This is a genomic window from Ectopseudomonas toyotomiensis (assembly GCF_900115695.1).
GTDB classification, from domain to species: Bacteria; Pseudomonadota; Gammaproteobacteria; order Pseudomonadales; family Pseudomonadaceae; genus Aquipseudomonas; species Aquipseudomonas toyotomiensis.
This window is the reverse complement of sequence record NZ_FOXK01000003.1, coordinates 494,173-513,117: the sequence shown is the minus strand read 5'-3', so window position 1 is coordinate 513,117 and position 18,945 is coordinate 494,173. Positions and strand designations below refer to the sequence as shown.

General features: G+C 63.1%; 19 protein-coding genes. 10 read left to right on the top strand and 9 right to left on the bottom strand.

Going from position 1 to position 18,945, the window contains the following annotated elements:
• Positions 1–101: 101 nt before the first annotated feature.
• Positions 102–1,259, bottom strand: a complete 1,158-nt coding sequence (locus BM186_RS08625; RefSeq protein WP_074914656.1) for an aminotransferase-like domain-containing protein — start codon at positions 1,257–1,259, stop codon at positions 102–104.
• An 83-nt stretch (positions 1,260–1,342) separates the two neighbouring features.
• On the opposite strand from BM186_RS08625, the gene BM186_RS08620 reads away from it, so the two are divergent.
• The 4 genes from BM186_RS08620 (at position 1,343) to BM186_RS08605 (ending at position 6,074) form a co-directional block, all read left to right on the top strand.
• Entirely contained in the window at positions 1,343–1,864 is a 522-nt protein-coding gene (locus BM186_RS08620; protein WP_074914654.1) for a MarR family winged helix-turn-helix transcriptional regulator, read from the top strand.
• Between the two features lie 210 nt (positions 1,865–2,074).
• Positions 2,075–2,599 (top strand): RNA polymerase sigma factor, encoded by a 525-nt coding sequence (locus tag BM186_RS08615; protein ID WP_394327885.1) that lies wholly within the window; start codon positions 2,075–2,077, stop codon positions 2,597–2,599.
• On the top strand, positions 2,596–3,555 hold the full coding sequence (locus tag BM186_RS08610; protein WP_074914651.1) for a FecR family protein: 960 nt from the start codon (positions 2,596–2,598) through the stop codon (positions 3,553–3,555). Before BM186_RS08615 ends, BM186_RS08610 begins: the two co-directional genes overlap by 4 nt.
• An 80-nt stretch (positions 3,556–3,635) precedes the next feature.
• The gene (locus BM186_RS08605; protein ID WP_074914649.1) at positions 3,636–6,074 is read left to right on the top strand and encodes a TonB-dependent siderophore receptor; all 2,439 of its coding nucleotides are present in this window, start codon (positions 3,636–3,638) and stop codon (positions 6,072–6,074) included.
• 53 nt (positions 6,075–6,127) lie between these two features.
• On the opposite strand, the gene BM186_RS08600 is transcribed toward BM186_RS08605, so the two are convergent.
• Complete coding sequence (locus BM186_RS08600; RefSeq protein WP_083431579.1) at positions 6,128–6,775, bottom strand: hypothetical protein; 648 nt, start codon at positions 6,773–6,775, stop codon at positions 6,128–6,130.
• Positions 6,776–6,918: 143 nt separating this feature from the next.
• Here BM186_RS08600 and BM186_RS08595 point away from each other — a divergent pair, with 143 nt between their 5' ends.
• Entirely contained in the window at positions 6,919–7,530 is a 612-nt protein-coding gene (locus tag BM186_RS08595) for a LysE family translocator (protein ID WP_072424767.1), read from the top strand.
• Entirely contained in the window at positions 7,530–8,720 is a 1,191-nt protein-coding gene (locus tag BM186_RS08590; protein ID WP_074914646.1) for a benzoate/H(+) symporter BenE family transporter, read from the top strand. The genes BM186_RS08595 and BM186_RS08590 overlap by 1 nt, the downstream gene beginning before the upstream one ends.
• Before the next feature lie 97 nt (positions 8,721–8,817).
• On the opposite strand, the gene BM186_RS08585 is transcribed toward BM186_RS08590, so the two are convergent.
• From BM186_RS08585 to BM186_RS08565, 5 genes are all read right to left on the bottom strand, one after another.
• Complete coding sequence (locus BM186_RS08585; protein WP_074914644.1) at positions 8,818–9,714, bottom strand: bile acid:sodium symporter family protein; 897 nt, start codon at positions 9,712–9,714, stop codon at positions 8,818–8,820.
• 112 nt (positions 9,715–9,826) lie between these two features.
• Positions 9,827–10,588 (bottom strand): SDR family oxidoreductase, encoded by a 762-nt coding sequence (locus BM186_RS08580; protein WP_074914641.1) that lies wholly within the window; start codon positions 10,586–10,588, stop codon positions 9,827–9,829.
• Between the two features lie 133 nt (positions 10,589–10,721).
• Positions 10,722–11,423, bottom strand: coding sequence for an orotidine-5'-phosphate decarboxylase (gene pyrF / locus BM186_RS08575; RefSeq protein WP_074914639.1), 702 nt, complete (start codon positions 11,421–11,423; stop codon positions 10,722–10,724).
• A gap of 124 nt (positions 11,424–11,547) precedes the next feature.
• A complete protein-coding gene (locus tag BM186_RS08570; protein ID WP_093053565.1) occupies positions 11,548–12,465 on the bottom strand; it encodes a response regulator in 918 nt (305 codons plus the stop codon).
• Positions 12,462–13,736, bottom strand: a complete 1,275-nt coding sequence (locus tag BM186_RS08565; protein WP_174892474.1) for a sensor histidine kinase — start codon at positions 13,734–13,736, stop codon at positions 12,462–12,464. Before BM186_RS08565 ends, BM186_RS08570 begins: the two co-directional genes overlap by 4 nt.
• Positions 13,737–13,998: 262 nt before the next feature.
• Between BM186_RS08565 and BM186_RS08560 the strand changes: the two genes are divergently transcribed.
• The 4 genes from BM186_RS08560 (at position 13,999) to BM186_RS08545 (ending at position 17,226) form a co-directional block, all read left to right on the top strand.
• On the top strand, positions 13,999–15,393 hold the full coding sequence (locus BM186_RS08560) for an ethanolamine ammonia-lyase subunit EutB (RefSeq protein ID WP_074914634.1): 1,395 nt from the start codon (positions 13,999–14,001) through the stop codon (positions 15,391–15,393).
• A complete protein-coding gene (gene eutC / locus BM186_RS08555) occupies positions 15,393–16,157 on the top strand; it encodes an ethanolamine ammonia-lyase subunit EutC (protein ID WP_074914631.1) in 765 nt (254 codons plus the stop codon). Before BM186_RS08560 ends, eutC begins: the two co-directional genes overlap by 1 nt.
• Before the next feature lie 55 nt (positions 16,158–16,212).
• Positions 16,213–16,386 (top strand): DUF2897 family protein, encoded by a 174-nt coding sequence (locus BM186_RS08550; RefSeq protein WP_003461005.1) that lies wholly within the window; start codon positions 16,213–16,215, stop codon positions 16,384–16,386.
• An 81-nt stretch (positions 16,387–16,467) separates the two neighbouring features.
• Positions 16,468–17,226: a CPBP family intramembrane glutamic endopeptidase gene (locus BM186_RS08545; RefSeq protein ID WP_074914629.1), complete on the top strand. Its 759-nt coding sequence runs from the start codon at positions 16,468–16,470 to the stop codon at positions 17,224–17,226.
• Here BM186_RS08545 and BM186_RS08540 read toward each other — a convergent pair.
• Both BM186_RS08540 and BM186_RS08535 read right to left on the bottom strand, forming a co-directional pair.
• Complete coding sequence (locus tag BM186_RS08540) at positions 17,177–17,995, bottom strand: substrate-binding periplasmic protein (protein WP_074914627.1); 819 nt, start codon at positions 17,993–17,995, stop codon at positions 17,177–17,179. The two genes, BM186_RS08545 and BM186_RS08540, sit on opposite strands and share 50 nt — an antisense overlap.
• A gap of 76 nt (positions 17,996–18,071) precedes the next feature.
• Positions 18,072–18,881 carry a substrate-binding periplasmic protein gene (locus BM186_RS08535; RefSeq protein WP_394327884.1) on the bottom strand — a complete coding sequence of 270 codons (810 nt, stop codon included), beginning with the start codon at positions 18,879–18,881 and terminating at the stop codon, positions 18,072–18,074.
• Between the last annotated feature and the right edge of the window lie 64 nt (positions 18,882–18,945).

Genomic DNA, 18,945 nt, shown 5'->3' with positions numbered 1-18,945 from the left:
CGCTCGCCGCCAATGGCCCCTGCTTCTGGAGCGGATTTATCCGCGAAAATCGCGGCTGAAGCACAAGGCCGCCCAGCCGCTCCTGCAGGGGTAAGAATTAATCACCGGTTCTGCGCCTCTCGGATCACCGCCGCCAACCGGCGCAGCCCCTCACCCAGACGCTCCGGCGCCACATGGCTGAAATTCAGTCGCAGGTGGCCTGGGTTGGCGTCCGGATCGATGAAGAACGGCTCGCCCGGCATGAAGGCGACGTTCTGCGCCAGCGCCGCGTCGAGCAGCGTGCGGGTGTCGAGCGGCTGCTTCAGGGTCAGCCAGAAGAACAGGCCACCCTGAGGGATTTCCCACTCGGCCAGATCGCCGAAGTGCTCCAGCAGCGCCGTCTGCATGGCGTCGCGGCGAATGCGGTAGAAGTCACGCAGCTCGGCCAGGTGGCCGCGGTACTGCTCGTTGCCCAACCACTGCAGCGCCTGCCACTGACCGATGCGGTTGGTGTGCAGGTCAGCCGACTGTTTCAGGCGCAGCAGATGCGGGTACAGGTCCTTGGTGGCGATCAGGTAGCCGACACGCAGGCCCGGCAGCAGCGTCTTGGAAACGGTACCGGTGTAGATCCAGCTGGCCTTCTGCAGGCGGCTGACGATGGGGGTGGCGCTACCGGCATCGAACACCAGCTCGCGGTACGGCTCGTCCTCGATCAGGGTAACGCCGAACTCGTCGAGCAGGGCCGCCACGGCTTCACGCTTGGCTTCGCTGTAACGGGTGCCGGACGGATTCTGGAACGTCGGGATCAGGTAGGCGAAAGCCGGCTTGTGATCCTCCAGACGCTGACGCAGAGCCGCCAGCTCAGGGCCGTCGGCCTCTTGCGGTACGCTGATGCAGTCGGCGCCGAACAGTTGAAAGGCCTGCAGGGCAGCCAGGTAAGTCGGCGCTTCGAGCAGCACTTCGGTGCCCGGATCGATGAACAGCTTGGACGCCAAGTCCAAGGTCTGCTGCGAGCCGCTGACGATCAGCACCTGGCTGGCATCGCAGGGCACACCCAGGGCGCGCGCTTCGGCAGCGATAGCCTCGCGCAACGCCGGCTCGCCCTCGCTCATGCCGTACTGGCCCATGCTCGCCGGCATCTTGGCCCAGTCCACCTTCGGCAGCATCGGCTCGGCCGGCAGGCCACCGGCAAAGGACATCACTTCCGGACGCTGCGCCGCGGCAAGAATTTCACGGATCAGGGAGCTTTTCAGGCGGGCGATGCGTTCGGAGAAGGCCATGGGGTGTCCTGGGGTGCAAAAGTCATTGGAATTAAGTCAAACTGCTTGACCGAAACTACGCCGCCGACCAGAGATACGTCAATATGACTGACCTAAAAAATTTCTCCGAGAAGTTTTTGACGTCGCCCGCCGAGGGCAAGCAGGCCGGCCGTCATGGGGCGCAGGTCATCAAGAATTCCGCCGCTCAGCAGGCCGCCATGGAAGCCTTCTTCTTCGGCTACCAGGCCTTCACTGCCAAGCCCGACGAGATGCTCGCCAAGCGCGGCCTGTCACGCGTGCATCACCGCATTCTGTTCTTCATCGCCAAGTACCCGGGCCTGAACATGACCGAGCTGCTGGGTTACCTGGGCGTGAGCAAGCAGGCGCTGAACATGCCGTTGCGCCAGCTGATCGAGATGAATCTGGTGCAGAGCGAGGCTGCCGCGGACGACAAGCGCAAGCGTGTGCTCGGCTTCACCACCGAAGGCGCCAAGCTGGAACAGGCCCTGCGGCGCGAACAAGCACGCCTGCTACAGCGCGTGTTCGGCGAGATGGGCGAAGAGGCCGTGCAGGGTTGGCTGGAAGTCAATCACGCCCTGGCACGTAGCCGCCAGGAACGCACCTAGGCATCATCGTCACACTTCCCCGTAGGAGCGGCTCTGCTCGCGAACCCGCGCCCTTTACGGGCCGAGCTCGCGCCTGCATCCGCGATTTCCTTGCCGTCCTTCCCCTGCCCTTCGCGCCACCGGTCATGCCACGCCAAAGCGTGATTGCACCCTGACACGACCTCTGCAATCATATGCGAATCATTATCACCTTAACTTAGATCTCGCGAGGTGCGCGTGTCGGTTCAGGATTCCAGCAATCAGCAGCTGGTCGGTGTGCTTTATCGCGATCACCGTGACTGGCTGTTCGGCTGGCTGCGCAAAAGCCTGAACTGCGCGCAGCGCGCCGAAGACCTGAGCCAGGACACCTTCGTCCGCCTGCTCGGTCGCGCCGACCTGCACAGCCCGCGCGAGCCCAGAGCCCTGCTCACCACCATCGCCAAGGGGCTGTTGGTCGACCAGTTTCGCCGCCATGCGCTGGAGCGTGCCTATCTGGAAGAACTCGCGCTGGCTCCTGAAGCCGTGCAACCCAGCCCGGAAGAACAGGCCCTGGCCCTGGAGCAACTGGCCGAGATCGATCGCCTGCTCGGCCAGCTGTCGAGCAAGGCACGCGCAGCGTTCCTCTATAACCGTCTGGATGGCCTCGGTCATGCCGAGATCGCCGAGCGTCTTGGCGTGTCCCCGTCACGCGTGCGTCAATACCTCGCCCAGGGCCTGCGCCAGTGCTACATCGCGCTGTACGGAGCGCCGCAATGAGCCAGGTCTCGGCTCGCGTGCTCGATGAGGCCATCGCCTGGCAGCTGTGCCTGGACTCAGGCGAAGCCAGCGAGCAGCAACGTCACGACTTCGCCCACTGGCTGGCCGCGCACCCGGAGCATGACCTGGTCTGGCGACGCCTCGGCGGTATCGACCAGCAGCTTTCTGCCGCCAGCACGCCGATGGCGCGACGCGCCCTGTTGCAGAGCAGCGTCAGCCGTCGCCGCAGCCTGCGCCGCCTTGGCGGTAGCGCACTGGGTCTGCTTCTGGCCACGGGCATAACGCTGGTGCTGCTGGCTCAGCAGCGCCCGCTTGGCGACTACCTCGCCGACTACCATACCGCCAGCGGAGAACAACGCGACCTGCTGCTCGCCGACCGCAGCCAGGTGCGTCTCAACAGCCGCAGTGCGCTGGATATCGAATTCGACGACAACGAACGACGCCTGCACCTGCGCAGCGGCGAAATTCTGGTTCAGACCGCCAAGGGCGATACCCGCCCCTTCATCGTCGAAACGGAGCAGGGACGACTGCGTGCCTTGGGGACGCGCTTCCTGGTCCGGCGCGAAGGTGCTGCGACCGAACTGATCGTGCTGCAGTCAGCGGTCGCTGCCAGGCCGCTGGCCGGCTCGCAGGAACGCATCATCCACAGCGGCGAACAGGTGCTCATGGACCGCCAGCACCTCAGCGACAGCCACCCAGCACCCATCGGTGCCGACGCCTGGAGTCGCGGCATGCTGGTGGCGGACAACCTGCCCTTGCAGCGTCTGATCGATCAGCTCGGCGAATACCGCAGTGGCTATCTGAGCCTCGATCCGAGCCTGGCCGGGCTGCGCATCAGCGGCAGCTTCCCACTGCACGATAGCGACAAGGCGCTGGCCGCTTTGGCGCTGAGCCTGCCCGTGCGTACAGAGCAATTGGGCCCTTGGTGGACTCGTGTGGTGCCGGCAGAAAAATAATTTTCTCCGGCCCTGTCATTTTTCTTTCCTGATTCGGCAAAAGGACATTGAGATACATTAACTCTTAGGAGACGTTCGCAATGTCCTTCCGCCCTGCCCCTTTCCGCCACACGCTGTTGGCCCTGACCATCGCCTTTGCCGGCCATGCCGGGCTGGCCCATGCTGAAGTCTACCAACTACCCTCCGGTCCTCTGGCAGCCACGCTCAACCAGATCGCCAGCCAGGCCGGTGTGACCCTGAGCATCGATCCGGCCCTGACCGAAGGTAAGCGCTCGGCACCGGTCAGCGGCGACTACGAAGCCGTCGAAGCCCTCAATCAAGCGCTGCGTGGCACCGGCCTGCAGCTGCAGGGCGGCAACGGCGGCGCCTACAGCCTGGCCCCTGCGGCAGAAGCAGCGATGGCACTGCCGGACGTGACCGTGACAGCCAGCGAACAGGCCGCCGAGACCGCCTGGGGCCCAACCCGTGGTTATCTGGCCAACCGCACCGCGACCGGCACCAAGACCGACACGCCGCTGCTGGAAACCCCGCGCTCGATCTCCGTCGCCACCCGTGAGCAGATGCAGGACCGCAAGGTGCAGAACCTCGATGACGCCGTGCGCTATATGCCGGGTGTCATCGCCAGCAGCTACGGCAGCGACAGCCGCGCCGACTGGATGAAAATCCGCGGTTTCGAACCGATCCAGATGCTCGATGGCCTACCACTGCCCAAGGGCAGCTACGCCATGCCCAAACTGGAAACCTGGAACCTGGAACGCGTCGCCGTACTGCGCGGCCCGGCCTCGGCAGTGTATGGCCAGACCCCGCCAGGTGGCCTGGTGGATGCCGTCAGCCGCCGCCCGCAGGCCGAAAGCAGCCATGAAGTGCAGGTGCAAGTTGGTAACTACAACCACAAGCAGATCAGCTTCGACAGCACTGGCAAGATCGACGATGAAGGTCGCTTTCTCTACCGTTTCAGCGGTACCGGCCGTGACAGTGGCACCGTTATCGAGCATATGGACGACCAGCGTTTCAACCTGGCTCCCAGCCTGACCTGGAACATTGCCGACGACAGCAAACTGACCTTACTCGGCCAGTTCAACCGTGACGATACCGGCGGCACCAGCCAGTTCCTGCCGCTGCAAGGCACCAAGTTGAGCACCCCGGCCGGCAAGGTCGACTACCACAAGAACCTCGGCGACCCGGACTGGGAGTTCTACGACAAGACCTTCTATGCACTGGGCTACGCCTTCGAGCACCGCATCAACGATACCTGGCAGTTCAATCAGAACCTGCGCTACAGCAAACTCGAACTGGATAACCAGATCATTACAGCGGGTAACTGGGTAGGCGCCGTTGACGATGATGGCACCTTGCAACGCGGGGCCAACATATACGACCAGAATATCCGTCACTTTGCCGTGGACAATAATTTTCAGGCTAACTTCAACACCGCAGAAGTTGAGCACACTTTATTACTCGGTATTGACTATCAACGGGTGAATACGGATTACCGCTGGCAATATGGCGCAGCTCCCGCCAGCAATATTAAAAACCCGATCTATGGCCAGGACTTCAGTAACGTCTCTTACAGGGCGTACCAAAACTACAATCAAAAGAACCGCAACGTCGGTCTGTACCTTCAAGACCAAATGTCCTTAGATGCCTGGCGCCTTACTCTCGGCGGTCGCTGGGACCGAGTGGACAGTGATGCAGTGTTCTACAACGCTGACAACTATAAAGACAGTCGACGAGACAGCCAATTCAGCGGCAATGCTTCGCTTAGCTATGTCTTCGAATCCGGTTTCGTGCCCTATATTTCCTATGCTGAATCCTTCCAAGCGGAACAAGGCGGGATTCTTAGCGACTATGACGCTGACTTCAACGCTCATAAGGGCGAGGTATTCGAGCCCAGTACGGGCAAGCAGTATGAGCTGGGCGTTAAATATCAACCAGTCGGCAGCGACATATTACTCAGCGCCGCAGTCTATGACCTGACGCGGCAAAATATCGTAACCACCAGCACCGGGGGAGCGACCGAGCCGGTGCGCGAAGTGCAAGTTCGTGGCCTGGAACTCGAAGCCACAGGCAACATCACCGACAACCTGAAACTGACAGCCGCCTACACCTACACCAACAGCAAGATGACCAAGGTCGCCGACCCACGTGACAAGAACCGCGCGCTACCGCTGACGCCCGAGCACCAGGCCTCGATCTGGGCCGACTACGACTGGAGCGTAGGCCCATTGGCTGGCTTCAGCATCGGTTTCGGAACGCGCTTTATCGGCTCTAGCGACAACGTTGGCGTAGGTAACCTCGCGTGGACTGAAAAAGAATACGGCCACAGCAGCGCCTATACCGTCTACGACGCCGCGGTGCGTTACGACCTCGGCCAGCTCGATGCAAGCCTGCGTGGCGCCAGCGTATCGCTCAACGCCAACAACCTGTTCGACAAGGAATACCTGGCCACCTGCGATGGTTTCTACTGCTATGCCGGCGACCCACGCCGGGTCACAGCCAGCCTCGACTACAAGTGGTAACAGGCTGAAAAACAGGAGCCGCCCGATGGGCGGCTCCTGTCATTACGCTGCAGTCAGCTCGCAATCCCCTGCAACTCGGCAGCGCCCTTGAAGAACACCAGCATCAGCGCCACGCCGGCCCCAAGCAACGGCAGCAGCGCCACTAGCATCAACAGCACGCTGGCCAGCATCAGCCCACCGACGATATCGAGCCAGGCCATCACTTTCAGCGCCGGATAGGGATTTTGCAGCTTGAGCAACCGTATCCCCAGCCAGGTGGTGCATATGCCCATAAGACACAACAGCGCCATATAGCCGATGGTCTGCCAGTCCAATCCGGCGAACAGTTGGTCAGCGAAAAGCATGTCCACTGCCTCCAGCAGCAGCGTCACCGCGAGCAGCAACCAGATCGGTACGCTTAGGTTGCGCGCGAAAAAGCGGGCTTCGGCAAAGGCTTTGAAACGCAGCAGCAGGTAGCAGCCGAGTAACGCCAGCGCCAGGCTAAGCCAGTCGGTGTAGGTAAACAGCAATTCAGCTTCATCCGCCTCCAGCAGGGCTCCGGCAAATGTAAGGCCGACCACCAGAGCGTTGGCTACCACCGAGACCAGTGCCAGCCAGCCCAGCACCTGCAGTTGCCTGGTGCTCCAACCTGGCAACGACTGTACGCCCGCGCTGTCGAGCAACTCCACCTGTGGCGCACTGTAGGGATTGTCTGGTTGCATCGCCTTTATCCTTGTTCGGCAAAAAACCGAGGCTAACCATCCAGACAGCACTTGACCAGACTGTACGGTTCAACCCAGCGGTGGCTGTACCGCGACGGCGTGGCGACCGCGCAATAGGCTTTGCCAGTCACCGGAGAACGACCATGTCCACCGAACTGCTGCTCGCCTTCATCGCCTTCGCCTTCGTCACCTCGGTGACGCCCGGCCCCAACAATATGATGCTGCTCGCCTCCGGGGTGAACTTCGGCGTGCGCCGCAGCATTCCACACATGCTTGGCATCAGCCTCGGTTTCATGCTGCTGGTGGCTGCCGTGGGCCTAGGCCTCGGCCAGGTGTTCCAACGCCTGCCGGTGCTGCACGACGTACTGCGCTATGTCGGCGCCGCGTACCTGCTTTATCTGGCCTGGAAAATCGCCCAGTCCGGCGCACCGCAGAGCCGCGAGAATCCCGAGGCCAAGCCGTTCACCTTCATCCAGGCGGCGGCCTTTCAGTGGGTCAACCCCAAGGCGTGGATCATGGCCATCGGCGCCATCACCACCTACACGCCGCAGGATGGCTTCTTCAGCAACGTACTGTTGATCGCCGCTCTGTTTGCCCTGGTCAACTGCCCCAGCGTGGGATTGTGGACCGTCGCCGGCAGCCTGCTGCGCAAGTGGTTGGACAACCCGCGCGCGCTGCGCGCCTTCAACATCGGCATGGCGCTGCTGCTGGTCGCCTCGCTCTACCCCATCATCGTCGACACTGGAATGTTCTGATGCAAGACGCCGCCCCTACTCGTCTGCGCCCACTGGCGGACACCTCCACCTCGGCCGTGGTCGCTGGCTTCATTGCCATGCTCACCGGCTATACCAGCTCCCTGGTGCTGATGTTCCAGGCCGGCCAGGCTGCCGGCCTCACCGCAGGACAGATTTCCTCGTGGATCTGGGCACTGTCGATCGGCATGGCGCTGTGCTGCATCGTGCTCTCGCTGCGCTATCGCGCGCCGGTGATGATCGCCTGGTCCACCCCTGGCGCCGCGCTGCTGATCACCAGCCTGCCGCAGGTCTCCTATGGCGAGGCCATTGGCGCCTACATCCTCGCCTCGGGCCTGATCGTTCTGATCGGTCTGACCGGCACCTTCGACCGCCTGATGCGCCGTATGCCTAGCTCCATCGCCGCCGCGCTACTGGCCGGTGTGCTGTTCAAGATCGGCCTGGAAATCTGCGTGGCCGCCGAGCAGCAGCCCTTTCTGGTGATCGCCATGCTGCTTGCCTACCTGCTCGGCAAGCGCCTGTGGCCGCGTTACTCAGTGCTCTCTGCGCTGATCGTCGGCAGCGTGCTGGCCGCGGTCTTCGGCCTGCTGGACTTCAGCGATTTCCAGTTGCAACTGGCCACGCCTGAATGGACCACGCCGAGCTTCTCTTTGGCCGCCGCCATCAGCATCGGCATTCCGCTGTTCATAGTCGCCATGGCCTCGCAGAACCTGCCGGGCATGGCCGTTCTACGCGCCAATGGCTATGACGTGCCGGCCTCACCGCTGCTGACCAGCACTGGCCTGGTGTCGATCCTGATGGCGCCGTTCGGCAGCCATGGCATTCATATGGCCGCCATCAGCGCCGCCATCTGCGCCGGCCCGGAAGCTCATGAAGACCCGCGCAAGCGCTACACCGCAGCAGTCTGGTGCGGGGTGTTCTACGCCATCGCCGGCATCTTCGGCGCCACCCTGGCCTCGCTATTCGAGGCGCTGCCGGCGGCGTTGATCCTGTCAATCGCCGCGCTGGCTCTGTTTGCCTCGATCATCGGCGGCCTGACCCAGGCCATGAGCGAGCCCAACGAGCGCGAAGCGGCGCTGATAACCTTCCTGGTCACCGCCTCCGGCATGACCCTGGCGGGCGTCGGATCGGCATTCTGGGGCATAGTCGCTGGCCTGCTGACCCTGGCCGTACTGAACTGGGGCAAGCGATAACCCCCTGTCGCCCGGATGCAATCCGGGCTACGCGCGGTAGGGTGCGCCGTGCGCACCAACGACTGACAGCGTATGCATGCGGTGCGCGCAGCGCACCCTACTGTTCGGGCACCGCGTCGTGGGCCAGCTCTGCGCCATGCACACGGTTGACCCACAAGCCGAACAGCGCCGCCGTGATGAACATGATCAGGCTGTAGATGGCCGCAGGAATGGCCATGGTCGGGTTGTTCAGCAGCGCCGGGCTCAGCGCCAGGGCAATGGCCAGGGTGCCGTTGTGAATGCCGATTTCCATAGCAATGGCGATGGCCTGACGCAGATTGAGCTTGAGCAACCTGGGCACGCAGTAGCCCACCGCCATGCTCAGCAGGTTGAAGGCCAGCGCCGCGCCGCCCACCGCAGGCGCGTAATCGACGAAGGTGCGCCAGTCCTTGGCCACTGCCAGCAGGATGATCAGCAGCAGGAACAGCGCCGAGATGATCTTCACCGGCTTCTGCATGCGCTCGGCGAAGCCCGGAAAACGGCTGCGCAGCCACATGCCGATGGCCACCGGACCAAGGACGATGACGAACACCTGCACCACCTTGGCGAACTGCAGCGGGATAGCCTGATCGGCCGACATGAAATAGGCCAGTGACAGATTGACGATCAACGGCATGGTCAGAATCGCGATCACCGAATTGACCGCGGTGAGGGTGATATTCAACGCCACGTCGCCGTGAGCCAGATGACTGTAGAGATTGGCGGTGGTGCCACCCGGCGAGGCAGCCAACAGCATCAGACCGACGGCCAGCGCCGGCGCCAGACCGAACAATTTAGCCAGGAAGAAGCACGCCAGCGGCAACAGCAGCAGCTGACAGGCCAGGCCGATCAATACCGGTTTGGGGAATTTGGCCACGCGGGCGAAATCGGCCAGGCTCAGTGACAGGCCAAGCCCGAGCATGATGATGCCCAGCGCAGCGGGAAGGAAAAACGTCAGCAAGGGATCGGCGGTCATTATTGTTATCGCTCCAGTTGAACCTGGCAGGATTGTGCTGAGTCAGGACCACTGCTGACAGTGGCCCTGCGAGCCAACCTTAGCCTGCTTGCAGACTACCGGGCTAGAGCCTTTATATTGCTGTGGCCCCGCCATCCACGGCCAATGCCTGACCAGTGGTGAATGCCGCGTGGTCGCTGCACAGATAGAGCACGGCAGCCGCGATCTCCTCGACCTTGCCGATGCGCCCGACCGGGTGCATGGCGGCGGCGAACTCGGCCTTCTTCGGGTCGGCCTCATAGGCGCGGCGGAACATGTCGGTGTCGATCACCGCCGGGCAGACCGCGTTGACGCGGATCTTCTTCTTGGCGTACTCGATCGCCGCCGATTTGGTCAGGCCGATCACCGCATGCTTGGAGGCGGCGTAGATGCTCATCTTCGGTGCGGCACCCAGGCCGGCGACCGAAGCGGTGTTGACGATGGCACCACCTCCCTGGGCCAGCAGCAAGGGGATCTGGTGCTTCATGCACAGCCACACGCCCTTGACGTTGACACCCATGATAGCGTCGAACTCGGCTTCGTTGCCGTCGGCCAGCTTGCCCTGTTCGATCTCGATACCGGCGTTGTTGAAGGCGTAGTCCAGGCGGCCGTACTGTGCCACCGTGGCGTCCATCAGCGCCTTGACCTCGGCATCACGGGTCACGTCGCAACGCACGAAGCAGGCCTCGCCGCCGGCCGCACGAATCAGCTCGACAGTGCCCTCGCCAGCGGCGACGTCGACATCGGAAACCACCACCTTGAGCCCTTCGGCAGCGAAGGCCTGGGCGGTGGCACGGCCAATACCGGCTGCAGCACCGGTGACCAGGGCGACCTGGCCGGAGAACGTCATGCTCATGTCTGCTTCCTCGCAGCGATTCTTGTTGAATTGGCGAGGAGTCTAGCCAGCAAGCCAGACGGTGAGCAGCACTATCAGGCTCTGGAGTGGTGGGTCATGCAGGGCGCTGATGGCGCGCCCTGCCAATCGATGCTCAGCCTTGCAGTTCGGCAACCACGGCAGCCAGGGCCTGCGCCGGATCGGCAGCCTGGCTGATCGGACGGCCGATCACCAGATAATCGGAGCCGGCCTCCAGCGCCTGGCGCGGGGTAAGAATGCGCTTCTGATCATCGGCGCTGCTGCCGGCAGGACGAATGCCCGGCGTGACCAGTTGCAGACGCGGCTGCGCGACCTTCAGTGCGCGGGCCTCCTGCGCCGAGCAGACCAGGCCGTCGAGCCCAGCCTCGGCGGCCAGGCCGGCCAGGCGCAGCACCTGCTCCTGCGGCGGCACGTCCAGACCGATGCCGGCCAGGTCCTGCTGCTCCATGCTGGTCAGCACCGTCACGCCAATCAGCAGCGGCTTGGCGCCAGCCAGCTTGTCCAGCTCATTACGACAGGCCGCCATCATGCGCAGGCCGCCGGAACAGTGCACGTTGACCATCCACACGCCCAGCTCCGCCGCGGCCTTGACCGCCATCGCCGTGGTGTTGGGGATGTCGTGGAATTTCAGATCGAGGAACAGCTCGAAACCCTTGGCCTGCAACGCCTCGACCACTTGTGGGCCGCTACGGGTGAACAGCTCCTTGCCGACCTTGACCCGACACAGCGCCGGATCGAGCTGATCGGCCAGCGCCAGAGCGGCATCACGGCTGGGAAAGTCGAGGGCGACGATGATCGGGGTTTGGCAGACAGGCATGGGCGGGTCTCGAACAGGATAAAAACGCCGCGCATTGTAGCGCAAAGCTTCCTCTCACTGGTCGCGGCTAAAGCCCTTACCACATGCAGTCCGCTAGCCCAGACTGCATCCGGGCTAGCGGCTATCAGGCAATCAGCCGCTCACGCAGGCGCCCGAGCATGCCCAGCAGACTGCCGACCTTCTCCTGCTCGCGCTCGTCACGCGGCACCTCGGCCAGGCGAGTGACCACCTGCTGCGGCTGCGCGCGCCAGATCAAGGCTTGCTCGGCAGCGGCCTTGAGGCCCTTCTCGAACAGACCACGGCGAATCGGCTTGGGCAGATAGCGGAAGATCTGCGCCTCGTTGACCAGGCGCAGCAACGCCTGGGTGTCCTGAAACGGCGTGACCACCAGGCTGAGCAGACGTGGGTGCGCTTGCGCCAGGGTCTTGAGCAACGGCGCGGTGTCCTCGCCTGCCAGCTTGAGGTCACTGACCAGAATGTCCACGCCTTCGTTGTTGAGTTGCAGCATGGCCTCGGCCAGATTGCGCGCACGCAGCAGGCGGTGCCCGCCTGCGACGCAGAACTCGCCAACGACGCTGAGCGTGTCCGGATCGTCGTCCAACAGCAGCACCGACAGCGGAGCACTCAGCCCTTCGCTGGCGACAGATTGCAGCGGCTGTGCCTGGCGCACCGCCAACTCTGCCGCCTGACGCAGGGTGAAGGCCATTTCCTGCTGGTCCCAAGGCTTGGTCAGGTAGCGGAAGATGCCGCCGTTGTTCAACGCCTCAACCGCGGCATCCAGATCGGAATAGCCGGTCAGCAGGATACGCAGGGTGTTCGGCGCGATCTCGCGCGCTTCGGCCAGCAGTTGCGCTCCGCTCATCTGCGGCATGCGTTGATCGCTGACCAGCACGTGGATGTGCTCCTCACGCAGGCGCTGCAGGGCGCGCAACGGGTCACTCTCGGTCAGCACCTCGTAGTGGCGGCGAAACTGCAGGGCGAGACTGCGCAGAATGCGCTCCTCGTCATCGACGAAGAGAATGCGAACGGGTGCGGACATCAGGCGCTCCTTTTCATGGCGACAGTAGCGGGCAGCGGCAGGCTGATCAGAAAACGCGTGCCACGCCCTGGCTCGGAGGCGACGCGAATGCGGCCGCCGTGGTCCTGGACGATCTTGTAGCTGATGGACAACCCGAGGCCGGTGCCCTGGCCGACCGGCTTGGTGGTGAAGAAAGGATCGAAGATTTTCGCCATGACTTCCGGCGGCATGCCACGGCCGTTGTCCTGCAGCGAGACATGGATGCCCTCGGCATCGGCCCAGCTGCGAATCTGAATACGCCCGCTGCCATCGATGGCCTGGGCAGCGTTGGTCAACAGGTTGAGCAACACCTGGTTGATCTGCGAGGGCGCGCAGGCGATACGCGGCAGCTCGCCGAGCTGCTGCACCACTTCGGCCTTGTCCTTGATGTGGTTGCGCGCGATCAGCAGCGCACTGCGGATGCAGTCATTGAGGTCGACCTCCTCGCTCATGGCGCGGTCGAGACGGGCGAAATCCTTCAGGCCCACCACCAGTTCGGCGATCTGTTCCAGGCCATACAGGGTGTCGCCATACAGCTGCTGCAGATCCTCGGCCAGTAGCTCCGGCGCAGCCTGCTGGCGAGCCTGTTCGGCGGCCTGCAGGGCCTGGCTCAGGCTCGCCTCGTCGCAGTCGGGGTCGTTCAGACACTGGCCCAGGCGCGCCTGTGCGGCGGCGAGTTCGAACAGTGGCTCACTCAATTCACGCAGCAGCTGCACGTTGTTTTTCACGTAGCCCAGCGGCGTGTTCAACTCGTGGGCGACGCCGGCGACCATCTGCCCGAGCGACGCCATCTTCTCCGATTGCAGCAACTGCACCTGGGACTCCTTGAGATCCACCAGCGCCTGGCGCAGCACGCGGTTGCGCTGGGCGACACGTGCTTCCATGGCCTTGAGCAGATCCAGCACCGTACCCAGACCGCAGTATTCTCCCTGGGCATCGATCAGGACGAAGTCCTCGGTGATCGGGTATTGCAACTGGGCGGTGACCTGCTTGGAAGCCTCTTCCAGGCTGGCTTCCAGGCTGACGATCAGCGGCGCGTCGTTCATCACCTCGCCAACCGGATGACGACCGCGCAGGTCGCGCCCGAAGCGCTGCATGAAGATGTCCTGCAGGGTGGCGCGACTGACCAGGCCGAGTGGCCGGTTGTTCTCGTCCACCACCGGCAGGGAAAGAAAGGCGCGGTGTTCAGCCGCCAGAAACAGATCGGCGACCTCGTTGATGCTCATCGACGCAGCGAGCGGCTTCACGGCTCGCATCAGCGATTGCAGCGCTCTGGCTTGGGTCACGAACGGCCTCCCCTGCTATCGGAAAGCCGTCATTCAAACAGCGCCAAGTTGCCATCATGTGACAGACATCACGCTGCCGGCGCGCCACCCTGGTGCGCCAGCCCTATTCCCCGCACCATTTTCCAGCTCCTGAGATAGCCGGCCAGCTTCTACGGAGCGCAAATCTCGGGCGGCCGGCCCTCTGGCATGAGCACTGCACGGCAAGCACATCCTTTTGCAGCAGGTTGCAGCCATGCCCTATCAAACCACCATCGGCAGCCTGGTCTACCGCTTCGCCGACCTCAAGACGCTGTTGGCCAAGGCCAGCCCGGCGCGCTCCGGCGATTACCTGGCAGGGCTGGCCGCCGCTACCTACGAAGAGCGTATGGCGGCCAAGCTGGCCCTGGCCGAGGTGCCGCTCAAGCGCTTTCTCGACGAGGCGCTTATTCCTTACGAGCAGGACGAAGTCACCCGCCTGATCATCGACCACCACGATGCCACTGCCTTCGCCCCGATCAGCCACCTCACGGTCGGCGACCTGCGCGACTGGCTGCTGCTTGAGAAGACCGACAGCGCGCGCCTGGCTGCCGTGGCCGCCGGGTTGACGCCGGAGATGGTTGCCGCCGTGAGCAAGCTGATGCGCAATCAGGACCTGATCCTGGTGGCGCGTAAATGTCAGGTGATCAGCCGTTTTCGCAACACCCTGGGCCTGCCCGGCCATCTGGCCGTACGCCTGCAGCCCAACCACCCCACCGACGATGTGCGCGGCATTGCCGCCAGCATGCTCGACGGCCTGCTCTACGGCTCGGGTGACGCCACGGTTGGCATCAACCCGGCCAGCGATTCGCTGCCAACGCTGATGCGCCTGTGGCAGATGATGGACGAGGTGCGCCAACACTTCGAAATCCCCATGCAGAGCTGCGTGCTCACCCACGTCACCACCCAGATCCAGGCCATCGAGGCCGGCGCGCCGATCGACCTGGTGTTCCAATCCATCGCCGGCACCGAGGCCACCAATGCCGGCTTCGGCGTTTCCCTGGCGATCCTGCGTGAGGCTCACGAGGCCGCGCTGTCGCTCGGTCGCGGCACCCTGGGGGATAACGTCATGTACTTCGAAACCGGCCAGGGCAGCGCGCTGTCGGCCGGCGGCCACCATGGCGTCGACCAGCAGACCTGCGAGGCGCGCGCCTACGCCGTGGCCCGCGAGTTCCGCCCGCTGCTGGTCAACACCGTGGTCGGCTTCATCGGCCCGGAGTACCTCTACGACGGCAAGCAGATCATCCGCGCCGGGCTGGAGGATCACTTCTGCGCCAAGCTGCTCGGCCTGCCGATGGGCTGCGACGTCTGCTACACCAACCACGCCGAAGCCGATCAGGACGACATGGACAGCCTGCTCACCCTGCTCGGCGCGGCCGGCATCAACTTCATCATGGGCATCCCGGGTGCCGACGACATCATGCTCAACTACCAGAGCACCTCGTTCCACGATGCGCTGTACCTGCGCAACGTGCTGGGCCTGAAACGCGCACCGGAATTTGACGCCTGGCTGGCGCGCATGGCCATTACCGAACCGAGCGGCCGCCTGCGCGAGATCGGCCGTGGCCACCATCTGCTCAAGCAACTGCCGCACATCTCGGGAGCCGCGTGATGGCCAATGACCTGATTCAGCAAAATCCCTGGGATGAACTGCGCGCGCATACCTCGGCGCGTATCGCCCTCGGTCGCGTCGGCTGCAGCCTGCCTACCCGCGAGGTGCTCAAGTTCGGCCTGGCCCATGCCCAGGCGCGCGATGCGGTGCATCGTCCGCTGGACTTCGGCGAACTCAAGCATCAGTTGCATACGGCAGGCTTTCGTACCCTGAAAGTACGCAGCAACGCCGAGGACCGGCAAACCTACCTGCTGCGTCCGGATCACGGCCGACACCTGCACGGCGACTGCCGCGTGCAGCTGCAACACGAACTGCCCGCGCCTGAACTCGCCATCGTACTGGCCGACGGTTTGTCGGCCGTCGCCGTGCAGCGCCATGCCCTGCCGCTGCTGCAGGCCTTTCGCGAACGCTTCACCACCGACTGGGCCAATACCCCGGTGGTGCTTGCCGAACAGGGCCGCGTGGCGATTGGCGACGGCATCGGCGAAGCGCTGCGAGCCCGCCTGGTGGTCGTGATGATCGGCGAGCGCCCGGGCCTGACCTCGCCGGACAGCCTCGGCCTGTATCTGACCTACGCACCGCGGGTAGGTTGCCTGGACAGCGCGCGCAACTGCATCTCCAACGTGCGGCCCGAGGGCCTGCCTTACCAGTTGGCGGCACACAAGCTCGACTACCTGGCACGTCAGGCGCTGCGCCTGCAACTGAGTGGCGTGCAGCTCAAGGACGACAGCAACCTGCAGCCGGTGGCGTTACAGGCCGACTGACAAGACCCGGCACGCGGGTTATGGTGATAACTTCATTGCCCCATGAGGAGTCATCATGCCTTGGTACGTCTGGCTGCTGCTGGTTCTGGTGTTTGGCTCGGTGATCGGTAGCCTGCTGGTGCTGCGCAGCAGTGCCAAGAAAATGCCCCTGAGCGAAGACCAGCTCGAACGCATGCGTAAACGCGCCATCGAGCAGGAAGCCAAGGATGCGCGCGAGCGTCAGCGCTAAACGCACTCGTCCCGTCAGGTAACGCCAAGACTGCCCGCAACGCAGCCTGCTAGACTGCGCGCCTTCTCCAGGAGAGGTGCCATGCCCCTGCATCTGCGCTTGCTGCTCCCCGTCCTGATCCTGGCCCTGGGCACAGGACTGGGTTTCATCCAACCCGTCGGCCTGCTGCTGGGCAGCGCATTCGTCATCGTCCTGCTGGCCGGACAATCGCATCTGCCAAACTGGCTATGGCTACCTCTGATCCTGCTTGGCGGAATCGCCCTGGCGGCGCACCTCATACCCGGTTTCAGCCCTTGGCAGCTGTGGCAGCCACGTCTCATCAGTGCTGATGCGGCGCCCTATGGCCTGCGCCTGTCCTGGGACAAACTGCTGTTGGGCAGCGCCCTGCTCGCCTGGTGGCTGGGGCAGCCACGCAGACCCGTGCTTTCGCTGAAAAATGCCTGGCTGACGTGCATCGCCACCCTGCTGCTGGTGCCGCTGCTGGCCATGGCGCTGGGCCTGGTCGCCTGGCAACCCAAATGGCCGCAGGGTCTGCTGTTGTGGCTGGCGGTCAATCTCTGCGTAGCGGTGCTGGCGGAAGAATTGCTCTTTCGCGGCCTGCTACAGACCGTCCTGATCAAGCACCTGGGCACCTGGCCCGGTTTGCTGTTGACGGCCGGCTTGTTCGGCGCGGCCCATCTGCCTTTCAGCGCACTATTTGCCGTGCTGGCAACCTGCGCTGGCCTCGGTTATGGCCTGGCCTTTCACTACAGCGGCCGCCTGAGCCTGGCCATCGCGCTGCATACAGCGGTCAATCTGCTGCATATTCTGTTGCTGAGCTATCCGTTACGTCTTGCGTGACGGCAATGCGGTAAGGCGAGAAGATGCGTTGCAGCTCGCCCTTCTCCCGCAACTGCTCGAGCAAGGTGGCGAAGCGCTCGGGAGTTATCGGCGCGCCAGCGCGAATCATCGCATGGTGACGATAGACCTGATCGACACGCTCGGAGATCAGTAACTGGCGTGCATACTCGCGATTGCGCTCAAGGAAGTCATAGAGATTGGAACGAGTGACCAATGCGACATCGGCGCGCCCGCGTATCACCATCAGCAGGTTGCTGTCGTGAGAGTGACCGAGGTTGGCGTTGAAGGTGCTGGTCAGGAACTCCGGATCGCTGTTGAACTGGGCAAATCCGTAGTGATAACCGCGATAAAGCGCCAGGCGCTTGCCTTCGAGCTGTTCGAAGTAACTCTGGTCGCGCAGCGCCTCGTTCCTGGCCACGAACAACTCAGCATCTTCCAGCCTCATATCGACAGCTTCAGCGTCGATGTCCTGCCATCCCCATTGCGGATTCTCGAAAATCGCCATGTCGATACGCCCACGCTGCAGGTCACTGAAACGACGCACGATGGCGGTGGGCAGCATGGTGAAGTGGTATTCGCTCTGCTCTCGGTTGAGCGCTTCGAGCAGTTGCGGCAGCAAGCCACTCGAGTCGTGCAGGTTGGATTTGATCACATAGGGGGGAAAGTGCGCGCCACCGACCTTGACCACGTCGGCCGCGTAGAGAGAATCCACTAGCAAGAGACACAAGGCACCCAAACATCCATGAATCCAGCACCGCGCATGCCGCATCTCGAGTCCCCAAAAAATTCCTTCTCTTAGTGTGGTGCACACTACTCCAGTCTCTCCTGACCGACCAGATGGATTTTCACTGCACTGACACTTTGTTGCCCAATGTCAGACGATAGCGCCCAAGTAGCTTCGCTAGCTCTCCACTGGTCTGCAGCCGGTTCAACAATTCGGCAACTTCAGCCGGGCTCAGCGGCCCCTTGGGCCGCAGCAGCACCTGATGGTGGTAGAGCTGATCCAGCCGATCGGAAACCAGCAACTCGGGCAGCATTTCCGGATGCCGATCCAGAAACAGCTCCAGGTACGAGCGCGTCACCACGGCGATATCGACGCGTCGCGCCAGCAGCATGCGCAGGTTGCTATCGTGGGAATAGGTCAACAGCGCATTGAACGTGCGTGCGAGATAGTCAGGGTCGGCATCGAAACTGGCAAAACCATAGTGATAGCCGTTGTAGAGCGCCATGCGCTTGTCGTTGAAATCCTCGAAATAGTCTTGCCCACGTCCCGGCTCCGCCGCGGCGACATAGACTTCCGCATCATCGATATCCAGCCCCAAGGCCAGGTATGAAGTGCCCTGCCACCCCCAGCGACTGGACTCGAAGAACATCAGATCGAAGCGTCCGCTCTCGAGGTCGCGGTAACGGCGGGTCGCCGAGGTCGGCACCAGGACGAAACGGTATTGCTGCTGCGCCGCATTGAGCGCGCGTAACAATTCGGGCACCAAACCTTGCGGATAAGGTGATTCGGGTTTGTCCAGATATGGCGGGAAGTGATAACCACCGACACGCACCTCCTGCAGGGCAACGGCAGCAGGTACATGCAACAGCGAAAGACTGCACAACAGGCAAAAGGCTAGTGCGCGCAAACTTGACCTCTCGTCACGGATCACAACGCGGGAGCACCCCAGCGCCCGTGTTCGAGCCGAAAACCGGCAGTTGCTATCATCCTAGCCG

What these genes read in the sequence shown, in the direction of transcription:
- BM186_RS08550 (WP_003461005.1), top strand. Translation starts at nt 16,213, where the DNA reads ATGCCTTGGTACGTCTGGCTGCTGCTGGTTCTGGTGTTTGGCTCGGTG.
- BM186_RS08545 (WP_074914629.1), top strand. Translation starts at nt 16,468, where the DNA reads ATGCCCCTGCATCTGCGCTTGCTGCTCCCCGTCCTGATCCTGGCCCTG.
- BM186_RS08600 (WP_083431579.1), bottom strand. Translation starts at nt 6,775, where the DNA reads ATGCAACCAGACAATCCCTACAGTGCGCCACAGGTGGAGTTGCTCGAC.
- BM186_RS08620 (WP_074914654.1), top strand. Translation starts at nt 1,343, where the DNA reads ATGACTGACCTAAAAAATTTCTCCGAGAAGTTTTTGACGTCGCCCGCC.
- BM186_RS08610 (WP_074914651.1), top strand. Translation starts at nt 2,596, where the DNA reads ATGAGCCAGGTCTCGGCTCGCGTGCTCGATGAGGCCATCGCCTGGCAG.
- BM186_RS08605 (WP_074914649.1), top strand. Translation starts at nt 3,636, where the DNA reads ATGTCCTTCCGCCCTGCCCCTTTCCGCCACACGCTGTTGGCCCTGACC.
- BM186_RS08595 (WP_072424767.1), top strand. Translation starts at nt 6,919, where the DNA reads ATGTCCACCGAACTGCTGCTCGCCTTCATCGCCTTCGCCTTCGTCACC.
- eutC (WP_074914631.1), top strand. Translation starts at nt 15,393, where the DNA reads ATGGCCAATGACCTGATTCAGCAAAATCCCTGGGATGAACTGCGCGCG.
- BM186_RS08580 (WP_074914641.1), bottom strand. Translation starts at nt 10,588, where the DNA reads ATGAGCATGACGTTCTCCGGCCAGGTCGCCCTGGTCACCGGTGCTGCA.
- BM186_RS08540 (WP_074914627.1), bottom strand. Translation starts at nt 17,995, where the DNA reads ATGCGGCATGCGCGGTGCTGGATTCATGGATGTTTGGGTGCCTTGTGT.
- BM186_RS08560 (WP_074914634.1), top strand. Translation starts at nt 13,999, where the DNA reads ATGCCCTATCAAACCACCATCGGCAGCCTGGTCTACCGCTTCGCCGAC.
- BM186_RS08590 (WP_074914646.1), top strand. Translation starts at nt 7,530, where the DNA reads ATGCAAGACGCCGCCCCTACTCGTCTGCGCCCACTGGCGGACACCTCC.
- BM186_RS08585 (WP_074914644.1), bottom strand. Translation starts at nt 9,714, where the DNA reads ATGACCGCCGATCCCTTGCTGACGTTTTTCCTTCCCGCTGCGCTGGGC.
- BM186_RS08565 (WP_174892474.1), bottom strand. Translation starts at nt 13,736, where the DNA reads ATGCGAGCCGTGAAGCCGCTCGCTGCGTCGATGAGCATCAACGAGGTC.
- BM186_RS08625 (WP_074914656.1), bottom strand. Translation starts at nt 1,259, where the DNA reads ATGGCCTTCTCCGAACGCATCGCCCGCCTGAAAAGCTCCCTGATCCGT.
- pyrF (WP_074914639.1), bottom strand. Translation starts at nt 11,423, where the DNA reads ATGCCTGTCTGCCAAACCCCGATCATCGTCGCCCTCGACTTTCCCAGC.